Here is a 19,936-nt window from a genome sequence, read left to right on the forward strand (position 1 = left end):
TCTCCACCAAAGAATCAATCAAACTTCTGATTGTGGTAATCCCAACTGTTCATCTCGCTCTGTCACTCTTTCTAATATCCAGTCTTGGACTTCGCTTTCTACCCAAGCCACGCTGCGAAAGCCCAGTGATACCGATTTAGGGAACTTACCCTCAGCCATGAGCTTGTACATGTACGCACGGCTCAAACCTGTATTATCCAGCACTTCTTTTAGTCGAATTAGTCTCATTTTTCTGTCCTCATGATTTGTTCGTCATAAGGAGGTAGCTAGTTGTAATTTTTCCGGACGCTAACTAAGGAGCGCCTATGTCCGAACAGCACGATCTTTTCACTACGCTTGAAAGCGAGATACGCCAGGCATCCCTCAATGAACGTACTCGCACCAAGTTACTCGATAACCTCAAACAAATGAGAGCCACCGAGCTCAACATTCTCATTACAGGAGCCACCGGAGCAGGAAAAAGCTCAACGATTAACGCACTCTTTGACATGAGTGTTGCAGAGGTGGGAATCAGTTGTGAGCCGCACACTCAGGGTGTTACGCAATATCGTCTGAACAATCTTATTCTTTGGGATAGTCCTGGTCTGGGGGATGGTATCGAAGAAGATAAGCGCCATGCCCGCTTATTGAAAAATACGCTGAGAGCGAGAGATGAGCAGAACCGTTTCGTGATTGACTTGGTACTTGTGATTCTTGATGGTAGCTCACGCGATTTAGGTACACCTATCACCTTGATTAGCGATGTGCTTATTCCGGTATTAGGCGAAGACGCACAGCACCGTTTAATCATCGCCATTAATCAAGCCGATAATGCGTTAAAAGGAAATCAAGCCTGGGACTACGAAAGCAATACACCGACACCCGCATCAAAAGCTTATCTTGAAACCATGGTGCGCTCGGTTCATCGACGCGTATTGCGTGCAACAGGGGTTTATCTAAAGCCCGTCTACTACGTTGCGGGGCACTGTGATGGATTGGCCAAGCAACGGCCCTATAACCTTTCCAAGTTGCTGTATTTGATTGTTGAACGTTTACCAAAAAATAAACGGCTCTTACTGGCGAATCGCACGCTTTCCCCTCGACATGAGAATTGGAAAGACAACGATGCCAGTGATTACAACAAAAAAACCAGTCTTAGTTTGTGGGAGGCAATCTTCGACACTACGACTGAAGGTGCGCAATACGGCGAAGAAATAGGAAGTGTGTTTGGCACTACGGGCAAGCACCTAGGCAAAATTATAGGCGGTGCGCTAGGGGCATGCTTAGGCGGTTTACGCTATCTCTTTGGCTGGTAGATAAGCGCCGCTACGGTTACATCTCTCAAAGCCAATCTCTCTTCGACATAAGTTGTCGCAACCACCTTTTAATATCAACTCATTGAATAATATATAAAGGATATCTCTCATGAAACCTATTGTAATTACCGCAGCACTAACACTGCTCATGACCTTTACTGCGTCTGCTGAGGGCTACAAAGTCGAATACAAAGACATCAACACCCGATGGGGACCAAAGACGAAAATATATGTAACGTCCCTCTTTGACTACTCGACTGTCTTCAGGATCGAAGTTAACCGAGGTAACTGTGAAGTCGCTAGACCAGAAACACCAAAGATTACCGTCAACAAGAATAAGTACAGTCAATCTGAAGAGTTACTCAAAAACATGAGCAACCCTGATTACAAAAAGCCCTCCAGTAACAACAAGTCTAGTGGTGTGAAATGGCTTCCTTATTCCGAAGTGGATTTGAAGTACGGAGAGTCTACTGGTTATGTCACTACAATGCCCTGTAGAGTCCTACAAATTGACATTCACTCTAGTGAAGGGAGTTACCGCTTTAATGCGGATTAAACAACTGAAAGGCCACAAGGGCCTTTCTTTTTTGTCTTCTCACTTACAACTGCTGTGGAAGTTTTTTCCTTTATCCCCAAAAGGCTTACTTTCAAGTTTTGCTAAATAGCTGACACGGTAAAAAGCCTGATTGTATTGGTTGTAAAAAGTCTCCGTATCTAGTCGCTTATTAATTTCATAAGTACCGTTATTAGGGAAAAAAATCGCACTACTTGCTTGCCCGACCGTAATACCGATTGCACTTGCCCAAGCCTTAGCAACCATCCCTGAAACGTATTCACCCGTAAGATCATCATAAGGCCCTATTCCTTGAAAAACATCACCATTGAGCAATATGGCTACGTGATAGTGAGGATACACTGAAGTGACTATCTCTCTACACCAGATAAATCGAGGTTGAGAGTGGCGGTTGTGCTTCTTACGTTTTAGATAAGCACACATGATAGCTTTGAAGGACTCTTGGAACTTAGTAATCTGTTTGCCAGTTACCCCGTTAACCGGATAACCATCCGGGTAATGTAAATCAAATCGCATTAGCCGTGTTCGAGGGTATTGGCTTAACGCATAATCGAAAGTCTTCTTGATTTTTCGTAAGTACTTTGGTTCAAGGGCCCCTTTGTTGGTATTGAAACTCAATGGCATACCGTTGATGTGTAACTTACATGCATTGTTGATGTTATTCATTTCTATCATTCCTATTGGTTAGTGTTCTCAATAGGTAGATAGGTTGTTGTAATTAATTAGATAAGGTTCATATAAATACTATTATTACCGACAGTTTTTCACTCCCTTCCTCCAGCCACGCATCTTTGCTCGACAAGGCGTCCTGTAGCTTCAAAACTTGCAAAAGTTACTCTGATAAAAAGTTAGGCCCCCCGTTTGAGAAGGAGTCTCTGATTTTTCTCATTGATACCAATCGCAAATTGCTTTCCATCAACAACATCAAGGGCTTTGATTGTACGTGCTAGGTCCAATGCACGATAAGCAAGAAATTCGATTAACTTATTGACTTTCTCTTTCTCAAGCTTAAGTGTTGACCAGGCAAAATGTTCACGTATAACACGCTCATACCACTCAATGTCTGTACAAACCTTTCCTTCGACATTGATGAACTTAATGATTTCACTTTCAATAAAGTAATCTATGTGTTCTGCAAACTCTTTATTGCATTTTACGTCAGCAACTTTTTGAAATAATAAAGGTATTGTGAGGTTGTAAACGGGATTCAGCGCACCAGACGATTTTAAATGGGCGATAAAGCTGTAGTAGCTTTTTTGATCGTACATGGATAAGTTCAGAAAAATTATTGACTTTCTTTTCTTTAGAACAGAGTGGCTGAGACCTTTGATATATCCCCTGATATAACCAAGTCTTCTAAGCTTGCTGAGCATTGCTTGAGCTTTACGTTCAGTGCATCCCATAAATCTGCATAAATCTCTAAGGCTTATACTATCAACAATCCCAGATTCCGTAGCCTCACTTAAAAGATGGGTAAGCATTAAGCGATTTGACAGCGTCAACTCTTTAGCATGCTGATTACTATACCAAAGATGATTCATCCACCTCCTCATATAGATGGGGCGTTGTTCAAACTGACTACTCAACTCATCAAAATCAATGCCTGTAAGTTGATAGCGTGTGACTGGTCTTCCTCGTTTTCTAGGTACTTCTTTCTCAGGTATCAAGAGAATAACTTTTGCCTCTATCAATAAGCGTAGACAGCGCCTTATAAGGCGTTCTGAGGCTTGGTATTTTCGGGCCATATATAGAACAGGTTTTCTGTAAAAATTGTCTGATTCGGCATCCAAATACATAAGCAGCAGTAGCATTCTAGCTTCAGCGTTTAGTTTGTCATTCTCTTGGAAAGTCCAGTTTACAATCATAAAATCACATTTATATTTATTTATAGGGCGTTTTGGTATGTATATTACTTGGTTTTTCTTTCTATGTCCTTGGACTACGTCCAAAGACATAGTTATAGTGTGAAGGATGCCAACTATATTAAAAACGCTGGAAGCTAGAGTGATATGAGTGAGAAAAAAATACGTCCATTAGAAGGTTTTAGTTTCAACAATGAATCTCATGTGAAATGGTTAAATACGTATCTAGCAAAAGCCAAAACTAATCCAATTGTCGAAAAGCATTACTTTGGGTTATTTCAGTTATCAGCATCACCTAAAAAACGACTTCAAAATTTTTTTATAGATTGTAAAAATTCAGCTGATGGTAGAGAGATCTGGTTACTTATGCATGGAGCTTGGGGGAAAAGGTCGAGAAGAGAAAAGCAAAAGCGGAAGGGGAAAAAACAGTATAATTTTGAACTCACGATAGAATTTGGTCAAAATCTTCAAGCTTTAGCCACAAAGAGGGGACAGACTCAGCAGAAGGTTCTTGAAGAGCTTGTAAATGGTTCATTAACATCAATGCTCGAAGTTCGAAAGTTACAAGAAACTGATAGAATTCTATCACTAGAAGCTACAGCCAATACCACGTTAGAAAAGGAGTTAGGCTCTGCTCGAAAAAAAATTTTAGAGTTGGAGTCAAAAATTGCGACTCTTAAAAAAGAGAACCTTCACAAGGCCTCTGAAAGCGACAATGTTTCTACTAACCATCATGCAGATGAACCGTTACAACTGACTCTAGAAAGAAAAGGTCGTTCAATTATTCACATGCAGCCAAAGGACAGTGACCAAGACTAAGCATCTTTACACTATAAATACCACTAGTAGAGCTGGTGGCTAGGCGCTTGGTGTGAGTATTAACATGAAGGAGATCGGGTTATTGAGTGATCAGCTTGGGTGAAAATACACACTTGGTGTGCTTAATGTAAGGAAATTGTCTGCTTACTGCATGTGAGCATATAACGCGCTGTCAGCGCTGACTATCCACATGAACATGTTGCTTATTTTTGCGAACTAGCATCTAACAGTTAATAAAATCACTGTCTTTAAATACAGCGATGGTTTACACTTTTTGCGTTATATCAACCGGATTATGTAAACTATTTGGACGAAATTGGAATAAAAAATGAAAGCATATCACACATACAGTGCTGTAGACGTTGCATGGAGCTTGCTCAAGCATGCGAAAGAGCAAGGTAAATGCTTCTCCAATTTGCAGCTACAAAAACTTACCTATGTTTGTCATGGTTTATCATTGGCACACTTCCAGCGTCCTCTCGTCGTAGATGATGTATTTGCTTGGAAGTTTGGTCCAGTGGTGCCATCTGTTTACTTTCGCTTTAAATCTTACGGTAGTAGTGTGATCACTGAACAATGTGATGTAGCACTAGACCAAGAAAGTGAGTCTATTGTTAAAGATGTAGTCTCTAAGCTGGGCCATTTGACGGGGCCTCAACTTGTAGATTTAACTCACCGCGAAGGAAGTCCATGGCATCAGGTATGGGATGGCACACACCAAAAAGTGATTCCGGACCATTTGATTCAAGCCCATTACACTCAAATCAAACAATCCGGACGAACAGCTAGCCTGTGAGTAACAAAGAAAATAGTGTCGTCAGTTTTTACATTGACGACACTCCCACAGCTGAACAAGCTTCAAAAACCTTCCAAGACGACTACGAACTGGACTTTCAAGATTTTATAGAAAGAACGGTAAATGAAAGTGCTGCTGAAGACTTCTCGTACTCAAATAATGGAGTAAAGAAAGCTGGAAGACGGCTTCGCAAGAGAGAGGGCGACCTCAAGTCAGCTACTGCTACAATCCAACAGTTTCGAGCCGCACACGAAAAGCCATTAAACACTATCGCATATCTTGTTGGTCGCTGTTGCCGTGAGCTGGGTATAGATGTTAAACCAGTTACACGGTTAAAGCGCTTAGAAACAATCGTAGATAAGTTGCAGCGTAAATCTCTTGATGGTGAAACGGCAAATGCTACTTGTGTAACCAATATGAATGATATTGGCGGCTGCAGGGCGATTTTTCCGGATTTAATTTCATTGGAGAAGGTGAAATCTCAACTGCAACTTACAGTTGAGAAGGTAGGCCGAGTTAGAATTAAAGATATTGATGACTATATTACTAGTCCTAAACCTAATGATTGTGGTTACCGAAGCTTGCATGTGATTTATCGCTATGACCATGCTAGCGGTAAAAGTTTTAACATTGAGGCTCAGCTACGTACTCGACTTCAACATCTTTGGGCTACTACAGTGGAAATTGTCGACATCCTAGAAGGTACCAAGATTAAGACTCACTCTCACAGTTCAAATGAAGGCAAGAGCAGTTTACAGGTTCAGTGGGAAGAATTGCTTTCGATAATGAGCCAATGCATTGCTGATGCTGAAGGGGCTATAGAGTTAAGTGATATCGATAAAGCCGATTTTTCAAAGCGTTTGGTCGTCTTGGACCGCGAAATCAATGCGCTAAATCGGTTGAGTAGTTTTAAAATTTTATCTGAAAAGGTTAATTCTTACTGTGATAGTTCCATTGAGCACGTATTGCTAGTTATTAACGAAACTTCACGAGAATTGATCTTTAGTGAAGAGTTTGAAAATTACAGCCAAGCAATTTCAGTTTATAACGCAGCTGAGAAAGTCACTCGTAGCTACTCACGAGCAACCTCGAGACTCAATACCCTTCTCATATCCACAAAAAATATGGGCCAACTTTCGGAAGCCTACCCTAACTATCTAGGCGATTGTGCCTCATTCATCACTCTGCTTGAAGACACAATGCTGTCTGGTGAAAGTTAAATACAAACCTTTCTTGTTGTTATTGACCCTTGTATCTAATCCTGCTTGTTAAAACGTGCCCAATCTGTCATCGAATTTGGTATGTGTAAAATATGGCTTCCTGTGATGGCTTGAGGGTTAGACTTTATTGTCCCCGTACCCCAAGCCGTACCCAGGGTGTTTTTTGCTAAAGATAAAAGCCGTTCATGTCCTTATTTTATGCGCTCTAGAAGCACTCCAGACTCCATATGGTGGGTATAAGGGAATTGGTCAAACAGAGCAAAACGCGTCACGTTGTGTGTTTCGCATAGAATGTCCAAGTTCTCTTTTAGAGTCTCAGGGTTACAAGAGATGTACATGATGCGCTCGTAACCTTGCACCATTTTACAAGTATCGACATCCATCCCAGCACGTGGTGGATCGACAAAAATCGTGTTGCAGTTGTAGCTCTTCAGATCCACACCTGCATCTTGTAGACGACGGAATTCACGCTTACCTTCGATCGCTTGAGTAAATTCCTCTGCCGATAGACGTAAGATTTGTACGTTATCAATCTTATTGGCGGCGATGTTGTACTGTGCAGATACCACAGATGGCTTCGCTAGCTCAGTTGCCAGTACGCGGTCGAAATTCTGTGCCAACGCCAGCGAGAAGTTACCGTTACCACAGTAAAGCTCTAGTAGGTCGCCAGTGCTTTCTTGGGTACAGTCGACCGCCCATTCCAGCATCTTCTCTGCGACTTTGCCGTTCGGCTGAGTGAAGCTGTTCTCTACTTGTTGGTAGATGTAGCTTTGACCATTTACATCGAGCTTCTCGATAACGTAGTCTCGGTCTAGGACAATCTTCATCTTACGAGCGCGACCAATGATGTTTAGGTTAAAGCCTTCATCATTTAAACGCTGTTTAAGGGCTTTCGCGTTTTCAATCCACTCTTCATCAAGTTGGCGATGGTAAAGGAGTGAGACCAGAATCTCACCACTTAGCGTCGATAGGAAATCCACTTGGAACAGTTTACGACGTAGTGAGTCGTTGTCTTTCATCGCTTCAACCAATAGCGGCATCAGGTCGTTGATCAGACGGCTTGCTGCAGGGAATTGGTCAACACGGTACTTCTCACGAGTTTCTTGGTTGAACATGATGTAGTAAAGATCTTCGCCTTCATGCCAAACACGGAACTCAGCACGCATGCGGTAGTGCTGCTCTGGTGATTCAAACACTTCCAGTTCTGGCATGTTGTATGGCGCGAACATATCCGTGAGACGTTCGACTTTTTCAGCCAGTTGTTCTTGGTAGCGTTGTGGGTTTACATCAAGAGTAGCCATGATCTTACCTTTTATGGTGCATTCAATTTAAGAGCGCAGATTTTATTCAATCTCAATAGGATGTCCAGTTTTGTACTGGAATTGATTTAAAGATAGTGCGTACAGGCAGAGTAGAAAGCAAAATCAATCAAAACGTTACAACTTCTAAGGGCAATATGGGCTGGACAAATAATCAATAGCTGAATAATATTTGCCTCAAGTTGGTGCTATCTAGCAATCTAGATGGCTGAAATGGGAATCTGGTGTGAATCCAGAACTGACGCGCAGCGGTAAAAGAGAACGAACGCTCATCAGACACTGCATTAGTTTATGTGGGAAGTCGAGCAAGTAGGCGGTACACCCGTGCTCTTGAGTCCGAATACCTGCCAACAACTGAGCCACAGCACTGGACTGTCATGATGACAGGGCTCGGAAGGAATTACGCGATTTAGGACAATACAATGAGAAAATCCGCACTGGCGATCACTTTGGCATCGCTGCTTTCACCTGTCTCTTATCTACAGGCCCAAGAAACCTCCACTGACGAAACCATCGTTGTTACGGCAAACCGTTTTGAGCAAGCCGAAAGCCGTACGTTGGCAGATGTCGAAGTAGTTACTCGACAAGACATCGATCGCATTCAAGCGAAAACCCTACCAGATGTATTGCGTCGCCTTACCGGGATTCAAGTTTCACAAAATGGTGGTCGTGGTCAGCTAGCGTCTTTATTTGTTCGTGGAACCAGTTCCGACCAAGTTTTAGTACTGGTTGATGGCGTGCGTTTTGCACGAGCAGCGAAGGGCGCTGTGGACTTTAACCAAATCCCACTTACTTACGTTCAACGTATTGAGTACGTGCGTGGTGCGCGTGCGTCACTTTACGGCTCAGAAGCGATTGGTGGCGTGATCAATATCATCACCATTGCGCGTGCTGACGAAGAAGGAACGAAGTTAAGTGCGGGTTTAGGCAGCTTAGATTACCAGGAATTGAGTGTGGCATCTGGTATTAAAGTCACAGAGAGCGGCCAGCTAAATATCGCGCTTGGTAGTGAAAGTGATGATGGTTATAACGTTCGTCCTGTACCGGGAGTTAATGACGGTGATCGCCATGGCTTTGATACAAAGAATGGTCTGCTAGGTTACGTGCATAACTTCAATGACCAGTGGTCTGCATTTGGTAACCTGCGTGCTTACGAAAATGTTTATCAATATGACAGCAGCTACGGCAGTCGCGGTTACTACGAAGCAGAAAAAGACGATCTTTCTGTCACTCTGGGCGGTAAGTATCAGTCTGATAATGTGATGTCAGAACTACAAGTAACAGCACAGAAACAGAAGTCTTGGAACTATGAGCAAGCAAAAGGCAAACACTCAGGTACTGAAGATGAACTTGAGCAGCAAAATGTCCAGTGGACCAACAGTTACTTGCTAAACAACAATACGACGTTTGCTGGTGGTATTGACTGGCGTAATGAGTCTTATAAAGACAAGAGTGCGAATAAAACGTTTGATCGTACCAATGGCGCTCTGTTTGGTATGGCAACCACCAGTATTGATAAAGCAATGCTTGAGGGCAGTGCTCGCCTTGATGATAACGAAGAATACGGTAGTGAGTTCACTTACAGCTTAGCGGCTGGTTACCAGTTTGTGCCAGAGTTTGGGGTTAAAGCTTCTTTTGGTACTGCGTTTAAGGCTCCAAACCTATATCAACAGTATGACCCAACATACGGTGAGAAAGATCTTAAGCCGGAAGAGTCAGATGCTTGGGAGCTAGCATTCAGCGGTGATGTCCAAGGCGTTTTTTGGTCCGTAACGGGTTATGACTATAAAATCACGAATCTTATCGATTACCATCAAACCACATACAAATATTTGAATGTCGATGGTGAAACACATATCCAAGGTGTGGAGCTTGTTGCTGAGTTTGATACAGGGATTGTGCAGCACCAGTTGAGTGCAGATTACAAAGATGCTGAAGACGATAAAGGGCATCAGTTGCAGCGTCGCGCTAAAGAAATGTATAAGTGGAATGCTTTAGTGAGCTTCGATAAAGTGGATTGGTCGGTTAGCTATCAGTACGTCGGTAAGCGTCCAGATGTGGATTACAGCACTTGGCCTTCACAAGATATTACGCTTTCTTCTTACTCGTTGGTTGATACGGCAGTGACTTACTATCCGAATGAGTCGACCTCTATTAGTGCTCGTATCGATAATCTACTTGATGAAGAGTATGAGATGGCAAAAGGTTACCCTGCTGCAGAGCGAGCGTACTATCTCAACGTTGGCTACGAATTCTAATCGTGAATGAGCACAAACCGCCTTCGGGCGGTTTTTAATATTTTGTGGTGGAAAATCGAATGAAGAAACCCAAGCGAGTTGTGATCAGCTGGTCCAGTGGTAAAGATTCGACATTAACGCTTGAGCGCCTTAACGAGAATCCAAATTATCAAGTTGTCGGTTTGTACACGACTTACGTAGGGAAAGAAGTCCCTTTCCAAGCAACTCCGCTTGAAGTCGTACAAATGCAAGCAGACTTACTTGCGCTTCCGCTCATTACTATCGAGCTACCTGAAATCTTTCCAAGTAACGACATTTATCAATCGACCATCGTTAATGCATTACAAAGTAGTGGTCTGAACATAGAAGCTGTCGCATTTGGTGATATGTTTTGTAATGGCATTGCCGATTACCGACGCAGCTATATTGAACCTGTTGGCTGGGAATGCGTCTTTCCTCTATTAGGGGAGAGCAGCGAAAAACTAGCGATGGAAATCATAGAGCGTGGTATTCAAACTATGTTAATCACCATCGACGGAAGAGTTCTCCCTCCAGAATGGTGTGGTCGCTGGTATGACAAAGCCCTAATAGAGTCATTACCAAGTCAAATTGATCCCTGTGGGGAAAATGGTGAATTTCACACATTGGTCACGTCTTCGCCGTCTTTTCAAGGGCATATCGAGTTGACGAAGCGAGATGTAGAATCTGGAGATAGATTCAGCCATCAAAGATACCATGCTAAAGCATTGCCAAAACAAATCTACGCAGTATGATCGCAACGTTTCTGTTCTTTAGGTAAGGCTCGTGCGAGTAGCAAGTAAGAAAAAAGTCCTAGTTTTTGACTCCGGTGTTGGTGGCCTTTCTGTATTCCAAGAGATACATCGCCTATTGCCCCAGCTAGACTACTTATACTTATTCGATAATCAGGCTTACCCTTATGGTGAACTCGATCAGGCTGTACTCATTCCACGAGTTAACCAACTGGTCTCTTCATTAGTCGAAGAACACCAAGTCGACATTGTCGTCATTGCTTGCAACACGGCGAGCACCATAGTGCTTCCTTCCTTACGCGAAAATTTATCGATTCCCGTTGTTGGTGTTGTCCCTGCGATTAAACCCGCATCGCTTTTAGCATCAAAAGGGGTAGGGCTGATCGCCACTCCGGCGACAGTAACACGCCAATATACTCACGAGTTAATACGGGACTTTGCGCAAGGCAAACCAGTTGAGCTGGTGGGATCAACTCGCTTGGTAGATATGGCCGAAGAGAAGTTGCGAGGCAACAGCGTTTCTCTCGACGAACTGACAAATATCCTGCTTCCCCTTCGCGATAAAGTCGATGTTGCGGTGCTCGGTTGTACTCACTTCCCTTTAATCAAAGAGGAGATTCATCAAGCTTTGGGTGGGGACGTTACTTTAATTGATTCAGGCGCAGCGATTGCACGTCGAGTAAAAGCATTGCTATTAAGTGATGAAATTGAGGATACAGAAGAGGGAAGTAAGTCGATTTATGCCAGTGCAACTCCTTGGCAGGAAGATGCACTGAACATTTGTTTAAAGAAGCTAGGTTTTAATCCTGTTCAGGTTTACCACCATCCGGATGTTTAGGATCGTTCGCAATTCTCACTTTTAGCGTTCTCTCCATATATTCCTTTTCATTAAGTTTAGCGATAGCTGGCTTGGCATCTGCCGCAGCCATCACTACAAAACCAAACCCTCTTCTTTTTCCAGTACGCTTATCTTTCATTAAGCGTACCGCGTAGACCTGTCCATATTCAGCAAACAAATCGCGAACATGACTCTCATTGGCCTTATAAGGAAGGTTGCCGACATACAGCGTTTTAGTTGAAGGATCAGGGTCCGAAGATTGAAGAACAGGTGTTTTGCTAGAAAATGAAAAAAGAAAAGCAGTAGCGATAACACCAATGAGGAAGCTCAAGGCTGGTGGGATGATGAATTGAGAGAAGATGATTCCCCCAACGATGGCCAGCCCAACACATAAAATCAGATTTTTTTTAGACGTCATTTTAATTACTACACATAGTGATAAAGAGATCGATTGCCCATTAACAGAATAGACACATGAATCTTACGTATATGGTTGGTGTTTTTCCAACCAATTGCTGTGATATGTCTCAAATGTGACGAAGAAATATGCAAATATCGCACTTTTGGCTAATTTGTGACCGGTTGGTTTTTTATTTGCAAAAAACACTTGTACTAATTTCTCAACTCCCTATACTGCGCATCCACCGACACGGAGTGAGACGAAAGTCACACAGCGAGTCGGGAAGAGAGAAAAAAGAATTTGAAAAAATGCTTGACTCTCTCACGGTGTGAAGTAAGATACGCACCCCTAACGACGAGCAACTAAGCTGCTGAAAATGTTAGAAAAGCTCTTTAAAAATAAGAACCTATCAATCTGTGTGGGCACTCGTTGATGATAATCCAAATAGTTTCTTCGGAAACAATTTAGGTTTCAATGATACGAAGTGACCATTGAATCGAAAGATTCAGCACAGTCAATTCAAACATTACTTATGTAATGTTCAGTATTCATTGAGCCGAACAAAATCTTAAATTGAAGAGTTTGATCATGGCTCAGATTGAACGCTGGCGGCAGGCCTAACACATGCAAGTCGAGCGGAAACGAGTTATCTGAACCTTCGGGGAACGGTAACGGCGTCGAGCGGCGGACGGGTGAGTAATGCCTAGGAAATTGCCCTGATGTGGGGGATAACCATTGGAAACGATGGCTAATACCGCATGATGCCTACGGGCCAAAGAGGGGGACCTTCGGGCCTCTCGCGTCAGGATATGCCTAGGTGGGATTAGCTAGTTGGTGAGGTAAGGGCTCACCAAGGCGACGATCCCTAGCTGGTCTGAGAGGATGATCAGCCACACTGGAACTGAGACACGGTCCAGACTCCTACGGGAGGCAGCAGTGGGGAATATTGCACAATGGGCGCAAGCCTGATGCAGCCATGCCGCGTGTGTGAAGAAGGCCTTCGGGTTGTAAAGCACTTTCAGTCGTGAGGAAGGTAGCGTAGTTAATAGCTGCATTATTTGACGTTAGCGACAGAAGAAGCACCGGCTAACTCCGTGCCAGCAGCCGCGGTAATACGGAGGGTGCGAGCGTTAATCGGAATTACTGGGCGTAAAGCGCATGCAGGTGGTTTGTTAAGTCAGATGTGAAAGCCCGGGGCTCAACCTCGGAATAGCATTTGAAACTGGCAGACTAGAGTACTGTAGAGGGGGGTAGAATTTCAGGTGTAGCGGTGAAATGCGTAGAGATCTGAAGGAATACCGGTGGCGAAGGCGGCCCCCTGGACAGATACTGACACTCAGATGCGAAAGCGTGGGGAGCAAACAGGATTAGATACCCTGGTAGTCCACGCCGTAAACGATGTCTACTTGGAGGTTGTGGCCTTGAGCCGTGGCTTTCGGAGCTAACGCGTTAAGTAGACCGCCTGGGGAGTACGGTCGCAAGATTAAAACTCAAATGAATTGACGGGGGCCCGCACAAGCGGTGGAGCATGTGGTTTAATTCGATGCAACGCGAAGAACCTTACCTACTCTTGACATCCAGAGAACTTTCCAGAGATGGATTGGTGCCTTCGGGAACTCTGAGACAGGTGCTGCATGGCTGTCGTCAGCTCGTGTTGTGAAATGTTGGGTTAAGTCCCGCAACGAGCGCAACCCTTATCCTTGTTTGCCAGCGAGTAATGTCGGGAACTCCAGGGAGACTGCCGGTGATAAACCGGAGGAAGGTGGGGACGACGTCAAGTCATCATGGCCCTTACGAGTAGGGCTACACACGTGCTACAATGGCGCATACAGAGGGCGGCCAACTTGCGAAAGTGAGCGAATCCCAAAAAGTGCGTCGTAGTCCGGATTGGAGTCTGCAACTCGACTCCATGAAGTCGGAATCGCTAGTAATCGTGGATCAGAATGCCACGGTGAATACGTTCCCGGGCCTTGTACACACCGCCCGTCACACCATGGGAGTGGGCTGCAAAAGAAGTAGGTAGTTTAACCTTCGGGGGGACGCTTACCACTTTGTGGTTCATGACTGGGGTGAAGTCGTAACAAGGTAGCGCTAGGGGAACCTGGCGCTGGATCACCTCCTTATACGATGATTATTCACGATGAGTGTCCACACAGATTGATAGTTCACAAGCGAAAGCTTGTAGCTAACATAGCTCTTTAACAATTTGGAAAGCTGACAAAACAACAATTTATTGTTGTTTGTAAAGTTCTCAAAGTATTCATTTATGAATACAACTAATAACACATTCAAGTGTTCTTGGAATTTGAGTCCGGCAAAATCGAAATGTCTCTCGCTCATTCAAATAATGAGAGACAACTTTGGTGATTTGATTATCAACTCGAAACTCCTTCGGGTTGTATGGTTAAGTGACTAAGCGTACACGGTGGATGCCTTGGCAGTCAGAGGCGATGAAGGACGTATTAACTTGCGATAAGCCCAGATTAGGTAGTAAAAACCATTTGAGTCTGGGATTTCCGAATGGGGAAACCCAATACCATAAGGTATTACTGTTGAGTGAATACATAGCTCAACAGGGCGAACCGGGGGAACTGAAACATCTAAGTACCCCGAGGAAAAGAAATCAACCGAGATTCCGAAAGTAGCGGCGAGCGAAATTGGACTAGCCCTTAAGCTTTACACGCGTTAGACGAACAGCCTGGAAAGGCTGACGATACAGGGTGATAGTCCCGTAGTTGACGACGTGTGTTCAGTGAAATCGAGTAGGGCGGGACACGTGATATCCTGTCTGAATATGGGGGGACCATCCTCCAAGGCTAAATACTACTGACTGACCGATAGTGAACCAGTACCGTGAGGGAAAGGCGAAAAGAACCCCTGTGAGGGGAGTGAAATAGAACCTGAAACCGTGTACGTACAAGCAGTAGGAGCAGGCTTGTCCTGTGACTGCGTACCTTTTGTATAATGGGTCAGCGACTTATATTCAGTGGCAAGGTTAACCATCTAGGGGAGCCGTAGGGAAACCGAGTCTTAACTGGGCGTTCAGTCTCTGGATATAGACCCGAAACCAGGTGATCTAGCCATGGGCAGGTTGAAGGTTGAGTAACATCAACTGGAGGACCGAACCGACTAATGTTGAAAAATTAGCGGATGACTTGTGGCTAGGGGTGAAAGGCCAATCAAACCTGGAGATAGCTGGTTCTCCCCGAAAGCTATTTAGGTAGCGCCTCGGACGAATACTACTGGGGGTAGAGCACTGTTAAGGCTAGGGGGTCATCCCGACTTACCAACCCTTTGCAAACTCCGAATACCAGTAAGTACTATCCGGGAGACACACGGCGGGTGCTAACGTCCGTCGTGGAGAGGGAAACAACCCAGACCGCCAGCTAAGGTCCCAAATTACTACTAAGTGGGAAACGATGTGGGAAGGCTCAGACAGCCAGGATGTTGGCTTAGAAGCAGCCATCATTTAAAGAAAGCGTAATAGCTCACTGGTCGAGTCGGCCTGCGCGGAAGATGTAACGGGGCTAAGTAGTAAACCGAAGCTGCGGCAATATACTTTTGTATATTGGGTAGGGGAGCGTTCTGTAAGCGGTTGAAGGTGTGTGGTAACGCATGCTGGACGTATCAGAAGTGCGAATGCTGACATGAGTAACGATAAAGGGGGTGAAAAACCTCCTCGCCGGAAGACCAAGGGTTCCTGTCCAACGTTAATCGGGGCAGGGTAAGTCGACCCCTAAGGCGAGGCCGAAAGGCGTAGTCGATGGGAAACGGGTTAATATTCCCGTACTTCTTACAATTGCGATGGGGGGACGGAGAAGGCTAGGTGGGCCTGGCGACGGTTGTCCAGGTTCAAGTGCGTAGGCTTGAGAGTTAGGTAAATCCGGCTCTCTTTAAGGCTGAGACACGACGTCGAGCATCTACGGATGTGAAGTCATTGATGCCATGCTTCCAGGAAAAGCCTCTAAGCTTCAGATTGTAAGGAATCGTACCCCAAACCGACACAGGTGGTCGGGTAGAGAATACCAAGGCGCTTGAGAGAACTCGGGTGAAGGAACTAGGCAAAATGGTACCGTAACTTCGGGAGAAGGTACGCTCTCGACGGTGAAGTCCCTCGCGGATGGAGCTATTGAGAGTCGCAGATACCAGGTGGCTGCAACTGTTTATTAAAAACACAGCACTGTGCAAAATCGCAAGATGACGTATACGGTGTGACGCCTGCCCGGTGCCGGAAGGTTAATTGATGGGGTTAGACTTCGGTCGAAGCTCTTGATCGAAGCCCCGGTAAACGGCGGCCGTAACTATAACGGTCCTAAGGTAGCGAAATTCCTTGTCGGGTAAGTTCCGACCTGCACGAATGGCGTAATGATGGCCACGCTGTCTCCACCCGAGACTCAGTGAAATTGAAATCGCTGTGAAGATGCAGTGTACCCGCGGCTAGACGGAAAGACCCCGTGAACCTTTACTACAGCTTGGCACTGAACATTGACCCTACATGTGTAGGATAGGTGGGAGGCTTTGAAGCGCAGTCGCTAGATTGCGTGGAGCCGTCCTTGAAATACCACCCTTGTAGTGTTGATGTTCTAACGTCGACCCCTTATCGGGGTTGCGGACAGTGCCTGGTGGGTAGTTTGACTGGGGCGGTCTCCTCCCAAAGCGTAACGGAGGAGCACGAAGGTGGGCTAATCACGGTTGGACATCGTGAGGTTAGTGCAATGGCATAAGCCCGCTTGACTGCGAGAATGACAATTCGAGCAGGTGCGAAAGCAGGTCATAGTGATCCGGTGGTTCTGAATGGAAGGGCCATCGCTCAACGGATAAAAGGTACTCCGGGGATAACAGGCTGATACCGCCCAAGAGTTCATATCGACGGCGGTGTTTGGCACCTCGATGTCGGCTCATCACATCCTGGGGCTGAAGTCGGTCCCAAGGGTATGGCTGTTCGCCATTTAAAGTGGTACGCGAGCTGGGTTTAGAACGTCGTGAGACAGTTCGGTCCCTATCTGCCGTGGGCGTTGGAGAATTGAAAGGGGCTGCTCCTAGTACGAGAGGACCGGAGTGGACGAACCTCTGGTGTTCGGGTTGTGTCGCCAGACGCATTGCCCGGTAGCTAAGTTCGGGATCGATAACCGCTGAAAGCATCTAAGCGGGAAGCGAGCCTTGAGATGAGTTCTCCCTGATACTTTAAGTATCCTAAAGGGTTGTCGTAGACTACGACGTTGATAGGCAGGGTGTGTAAGCGTTGTGAGGCGTTGAGCTAACCTGTACTAATTGCCCGTGAGGCTTAACCATACAACACCCAAGGGGTTTTGATGGACTCAATGAAAGAACGTTGAATGTGTAAGAACGAGAATTAAAAAACAGCTTTCCAGATTAAAGAATTTGCTTGGCGACCATAGCGTTTTGGACCCACCTGATTTCCATGCCGAACTCAGAAGTGAAACGAAATAGCGCCGATGGTAGTGTGGGGCTTCCCCATGTGAGAGTAGGACATCGCCAGGCTTTATTTCCGACTTGTCTGAATACAGACGAGTCAACATAAGGTTTTAAACAAAAGTTTAGAATTTTATGTTGACTTTCAAAGTGGAAAGCGTATTATACGCACCTCGCTTGAGTGCTAAGGCACTGAAAGCCAAGCTCTTTAACAATATAGACCTATCAATCTGTGTGGGCACTCGTTGATGATAATCCAATTAGAAACTTCGGTTTCAAATTAGGTTTCAATGATACGAAGTGACCATTGAATCGAAAGATTCAGCACAGTCAATTCAAACATTACGTTATGTAATGTTCAGTATTCATTGAGCCGAACAAAATCTTAAATTGAAGAGTTTGATCATGGCTCAGATTGAACGCTGGCGGCAGGCCTAACACATGCAAGTCGAGCGGAAACGAGTTATCTGAACCTTCGGGGAACGATAACGGCGTCGAGCGGCGGACGGGTGAGTAATGCCTAGGAAATTGCCCTGATGTGGGGGATAACCATTGGAAACGATGGCTAATACCGCATGATGCCTACGGGCCAAAGAGGGGGACCTTCGGGCCTCTCGCGTCAGGATATGCCTAGGTGGGATTAGCTAGTTGGTGAGGTAAGGGCTCACCAAGGCGACGATCCCTAGCTGGTCTGAGAGGATGATCAGCCACACTGGAACTGAGACACGGTCCAGACTCCTACGGGAGGCAGCAGTGGGGAATATTGCACAATGGGCGCAAGCCTGATGCAGCCATGCCGCGTGTGTGAAGAAGGCCTTCGGGTTGTAAAGCACTTTCAGTCGTGAGGAAGGCGGCGTCGTTAATAGCGGCGTTGTTTGACGTTAGCGACAGAAGAAGCACCGGCTAACTCCGTGCCAGCAGCCGCGGTAATACGGAGGGTGCGAGCGTTAATCGGAATTACTGGGCGTAAAGCGCATGCAGGTGGTTTGTTAAGTCAGATGTGAAAGCCCGGGGCTCAACCTCGGAATAGCATTTGAAACTGGCAGACTAGAGTACTGTAGAGGGGGGTAGAATTTCAGGTGTAGCGGTGAAATGCGTAGAGATCTGAAGGAATACCGGTGGCGAAGGCGGCCCCCTGGACAGATACTGACACTCAGATGCGAAAGCGTGGGGAGCAAACAGGATTAGATACCCTGGTAGTCCACGCCGTAAACGATGTCTACTTGGAGGTTGTGGCCTTGAGCCGTGGCTTTCGGAGCTAACGCGTTAAGTAGACCGCCTGGGGAGTACGGTCGCAAGATTAAAACTCAAATGAATTGACGGGGGCCCGCACAAGCGGTGGAGCATGTGGTTTAATTCGATGCAACGCGAAGAACCTTACCTACTCTTGACATCCAGAGAACTTTCCAGAGATGGATTGGTGCCTTCGGGAACTCTGAGACAGGTGCTGCATGGCTGTCGTCAGCTCGTGTTGTGAAATGTTGGGTTAAGTCCCGCAACGAGCGCAACCCTTATCCTTGTTTGCCAGCGAGTAATGTCGGGAACTCCAGGGAGACTGCCGGTGATAAACCGGAGGAAGGTGGGGACGACGTCAAGTCATCATGGCCCTTACGAGTAGGGCTACACACGTGCTACAATGGCGCATACAGAGGGCGGCCAACTTGCGAAAGTGAGCGAATCCCAAAAAGTGCGTCGTAGTCCGGATTGGAGTCTGCAACTCGACTCCATGAAGTCGGAATCGCTAGTAATCGTGGATCAGAATGCCACGGTGAATACGTTCCCGGGCCTTGTACACACCGCCCGTCACACCATGGGAGTGGGCTGCAAAAGAAGTAGGTAGTTTAACCTTCGGGGGGACGCTTACCACTTTGTGGTTCATGACTGGGGTGAAGTCGTAACAAGGTAGCGCTAGGGGAACCTGGCGCTGGATCACCTCCTTATACGATGATTATTGCGATGAGTGTTCACACAGATTGATACGGTTTATAAAGTAAAGAGACGATACTGGGTCTGTAGCTCAGGTGGTTAGAGCGTTCGCCTGATAAGCGAGAGGTCGGTGGTTCGAGTCCACTCAGACCCACCAATTTCTTTCCCAAGGAATTGGCGACAGTATCGACACCTTGATGGGGCTATAGCTCAGCTGGGAGAGCGCCTGCCTTGCACGCAGGAGGTCTGCGGTTCGATCCCGCATAGCTCCACCATCTTTAAGTGTTCTTGAAAAAGAATCTTTAAAAATGGTTTTCATAAGAAAATCTAGCTCTTTAACAATTTGGAAAGCTGACAAAACAACAATTTATTGTTGTTTGTAAAGTTCTCAATGTTTATCGAAAGATAAACACCAAAAAACACATTCAAGTGTTCTTGGCTTTTTGT

Annotated in this window: 13 protein-coding genes, 2 tRNA genes, 4 rRNA genes and 1 riboswitch; of the genes, 14 read left to right on the forward strand and 5 right to left on the reverse strand. The window is 45.5% G+C overall.

Annotated elements, in window-relative coordinates; translation table 11 throughout:
• Nucleotides 1-18: 18 nt before the first annotated feature.
• Nucleotides 19-228 (reverse strand): helix-turn-helix transcriptional regulator, encoded by a 210-nt coding sequence (locus J4N40_RS00810; RefSeq protein ID WP_025593645.1) that lies wholly within the window; start codon nt 226-228, stop codon nt 19-21.
• Nucleotides 229-305: 77 nt separating this feature from the next.
• Here J4N40_RS00810 and J4N40_RS00815 point away from each other — a divergent pair, with 77 nt between their 5' ends.
• On the forward strand, nt 306-1,295 hold the full coding sequence (locus J4N40_RS00815; RefSeq protein ID WP_025593646.1) for a GTPase family protein: 990 nt from the start codon (nt 306-308) through the stop codon (nt 1,293-1,295).
• Between the two features lie 109 nt (nt 1,296-1,404).
• A complete protein-coding gene (locus J4N40_RS00820; protein WP_025593648.1) occupies nt 1,405-1,851 on the forward strand; it encodes a hypothetical protein in 447 nt (148 codons plus the stop codon).
• 39 nt (nt 1,852-1,890) lie between these two features.
• On the opposite strand, the gene J4N40_RS00825 is transcribed toward J4N40_RS00820, so the two are convergent.
• Both J4N40_RS00825 and J4N40_RS00830 read right to left on the reverse strand, forming a co-directional pair.
• Nucleotides 1,891-2,535, reverse strand: coding sequence for an inovirus Gp2 family protein (locus J4N40_RS00825; protein WP_025593649.1), 645 nt, complete (start codon nt 2,533-2,535; stop codon nt 1,891-1,893).
• A gap of 182 nt (nt 2,536-2,717) precedes the next feature.
• A complete protein-coding gene (locus tag J4N40_RS00830; protein WP_229644735.1) occupies nt 2,718-3,734 on the reverse strand; it encodes a hypothetical protein in 1,017 nt (338 codons plus the stop codon).
• Between the two features lie 144 nt (nt 3,735-3,878).
• On the opposite strand from J4N40_RS00830, the gene J4N40_RS00835 reads away from it, so the two are divergent.
• The 3 genes from J4N40_RS00835 to J4N40_RS00845 all read left to right on the forward strand — a co-directional run bounded on the left by J4N40_RS00835 (nt 3,879) and on the right by J4N40_RS00845 (nt 6,566).
• Nucleotides 3,879-4,550, forward strand: coding sequence for a hypothetical protein (locus tag J4N40_RS00835; protein ID WP_025593651.1), 672 nt, complete (start codon nt 3,879-3,881; stop codon nt 4,548-4,550).
• 328 nt (nt 4,551-4,878) lie between these two features.
• On the forward strand, nt 4,879-5,346 hold the full coding sequence (locus J4N40_RS00840; protein ID WP_005378671.1) for a Panacea domain-containing protein: 468 nt from the start codon (nt 4,879-4,881) through the stop codon (nt 5,344-5,346).
• Complete coding sequence (locus J4N40_RS00845; RefSeq protein ID WP_025593654.1) at nt 5,343-6,566, forward strand: RelA/SpoT domain-containing protein; 1,224 nt, start codon at nt 5,343-5,345, stop codon at nt 6,564-6,566. Before J4N40_RS00840 ends, J4N40_RS00845 begins: the two co-directional genes overlap by 4 nt.
• A gap of 191 nt (nt 6,567-6,757) precedes the next feature.
• Here J4N40_RS00845 and trmA read toward each other — a convergent pair whose 3' ends face one another.
• Nucleotides 6,758-7,867: a tRNA (uridine(54)-C5)-methyltransferase TrmA gene (gene trmA / locus J4N40_RS00850; protein ID WP_064376997.1), complete on the reverse strand. Its 1,110-nt coding sequence runs from the start codon at nt 7,865-7,867 to the stop codon at nt 6,758-6,760.
• Nucleotides 7,868-8,053: 186 nt separating this feature from the next.
• A riboswitch (cobalamin riboswitch) is annotated at nt 8,054-8,251 on the forward strand.
• A 56-nt stretch (nt 8,252-8,307) separates the two neighbouring features.
• Here trmA and btuB point away from each other — a divergent pair.
• The 3 genes from btuB to murI are packed head-to-tail and all read left to right on the forward strand — an operon-like array spanning nt 8,308 to nt 11,730.
• The gene (btuB, locus tag J4N40_RS00855; RefSeq protein WP_054579652.1) at nt 8,308-10,143 is read left to right on the forward strand and encodes a TonB-dependent vitamin B12 receptor; all 1,836 of its coding nucleotides are present in this window, start codon (nt 8,308-8,310) and stop codon (nt 10,141-10,143) included.
• Between the two features lie 59 nt (nt 10,144-10,202).
• Nucleotides 10,203-10,895 (forward strand): Dph6-related ATP pyrophosphatase, encoded by a 693-nt coding sequence (locus tag J4N40_RS00860; RefSeq protein ID WP_005378675.1) that lies wholly within the window; start codon nt 10,203-10,205, stop codon nt 10,893-10,895.
• 31 nt (nt 10,896-10,926) lie between these two features.
• A complete protein-coding gene (gene murI / locus J4N40_RS00865) occupies nt 10,927-11,730 on the forward strand; it encodes a glutamate racemase (protein ID WP_115386358.1) in 804 nt (267 codons plus the stop codon).
• Here the strand turns inward: murI and J4N40_RS00870 are convergent.
• Nucleotides 11,693-12,148, reverse strand: coding sequence for an RNA-binding protein (locus tag J4N40_RS00870; protein WP_017636066.1), 456 nt, complete (start codon nt 12,146-12,148; stop codon nt 11,693-11,695). The genes murI and J4N40_RS00870 overlap by 38 nt on opposite strands.
• 552 nt (nt 12,149-12,700) lie before the next feature.
• On the opposite strand from J4N40_RS00870, the gene J4N40_RS00875 reads away from it, so the two are divergent.
• The 6 genes from J4N40_RS00875 to J4N40_RS00900 all read left to right on the forward strand — a co-directional run bounded on the left by J4N40_RS00875 (nt 12,701) and on the right by J4N40_RS00900 (nt 19,764).
• Nucleotides 12,701-14,253: ribosomal RNA gene (locus tag J4N40_RS00875) — 16S ribosomal RNA — on the forward strand.
• A gap of 279 nt (nt 14,254-14,532) precedes the next feature.
• Nucleotides 14,533-17,422, forward strand: a 23S ribosomal RNA gene (locus J4N40_RS00880).
• 93 nt (nt 17,423-17,515) lie between these two features.
• Nucleotides 17,516-17,632: ribosomal RNA gene (gene rrf, locus J4N40_RS00885) — 5S ribosomal RNA — on the forward strand.
• A 318-nt stretch (nt 17,633-17,950) separates the two neighbouring features.
• Nucleotides 17,951-19,503 (forward strand): 16S ribosomal RNA (locus J4N40_RS00890).
• Together the 16S, 23S and 5S rRNA genes with 2 tRNA genes alongside form the textbook arrangement of a ribosomal RNA operon.
• Nucleotides 19,504-19,569: 66 nt before the next feature.
• Nucleotides 19,570-19,646: transfer RNA gene (locus tag J4N40_RS00895), tRNA-Ile, on the forward strand.
• Nucleotides 19,647-19,688: 42 nt separating this feature from the next.
• Nucleotides 19,689-19,764: transfer RNA gene (locus J4N40_RS00900), tRNA-Ala, on the forward strand.
• Nucleotides 19,765-19,936 lie beyond the last annotated feature (172 nt).

Source organism: Vibrio sp. SCSIO 43097, assembly GCF_023650755.1.
Lineage (GTDB): Bacteria > Pseudomonadota > Gammaproteobacteria > Enterobacterales > Vibrionaceae > Vibrio > Vibrio alginolyticus.

Excerpts from the sequence above, each read along its gene's own strand:
- J4N40_RS00840 (WP_005378671.1), top strand. The coding sequence starts at position 4,879 with ATGAAAGCATATCACACATACAGTGCTGTAGACGTTGCATGGAGCTTG.
- J4N40_RS00820 (WP_025593648.1), top strand. The coding sequence starts at position 1,405 with ATGAAACCTATTGTAATTACCGCAGCACTAACACTGCTCATGACCTTT.
- trmA (WP_064376997.1), bottom strand. The coding sequence starts at position 7,867 with ATGGCTACTCTTGATGTAAACCCACAACGCTACCAAGAACAACTGGCT.
- J4N40_RS00835 (WP_025593651.1), top strand. The coding sequence starts at position 3,879 with ATGAGTGAGAAAAAAATACGTCCATTAGAAGGTTTTAGTTTCAACAAT.
- J4N40_RS00860 (WP_005378675.1), top strand. The coding sequence starts at position 10,203 with ATGAAGAAACCCAAGCGAGTTGTGATCAGCTGGTCCAGTGGTAAAGAT.
- J4N40_RS00810 (WP_025593645.1), bottom strand. The coding sequence starts at position 228 with ATGAGACTAATTCGACTAAAAGAAGTGCTGGATAATACAGGTTTGAGC.
- J4N40_RS00825 (WP_025593649.1), bottom strand. The coding sequence starts at position 2,535 with ATGAATAACATCAACAATGCATGTAAGTTACACATCAACGGTATGCCA.
- btuB (WP_054579652.1), top strand. The coding sequence starts at position 8,308 with ATGAGAAAATCCGCACTGGCGATCACTTTGGCATCGCTGCTTTCACCT.
- J4N40_RS00830 (WP_229644735.1), bottom strand. The coding sequence starts at position 3,734 with ATGATTGTAAACTGGACTTTCCAAGAGAATGACAAACTAAACGCTGAA.
- J4N40_RS00815 (WP_025593646.1), top strand. The coding sequence starts at position 306 with ATGTCCGAACAGCACGATCTTTTCACTACGCTTGAAAGCGAGATACGC.
- J4N40_RS00870 (WP_017636066.1), bottom strand. The coding sequence starts at position 12,148 with ATGACGTCTAAAAAAAATCTGATTTTATGTGTTGGGCTGGCCATCGTT.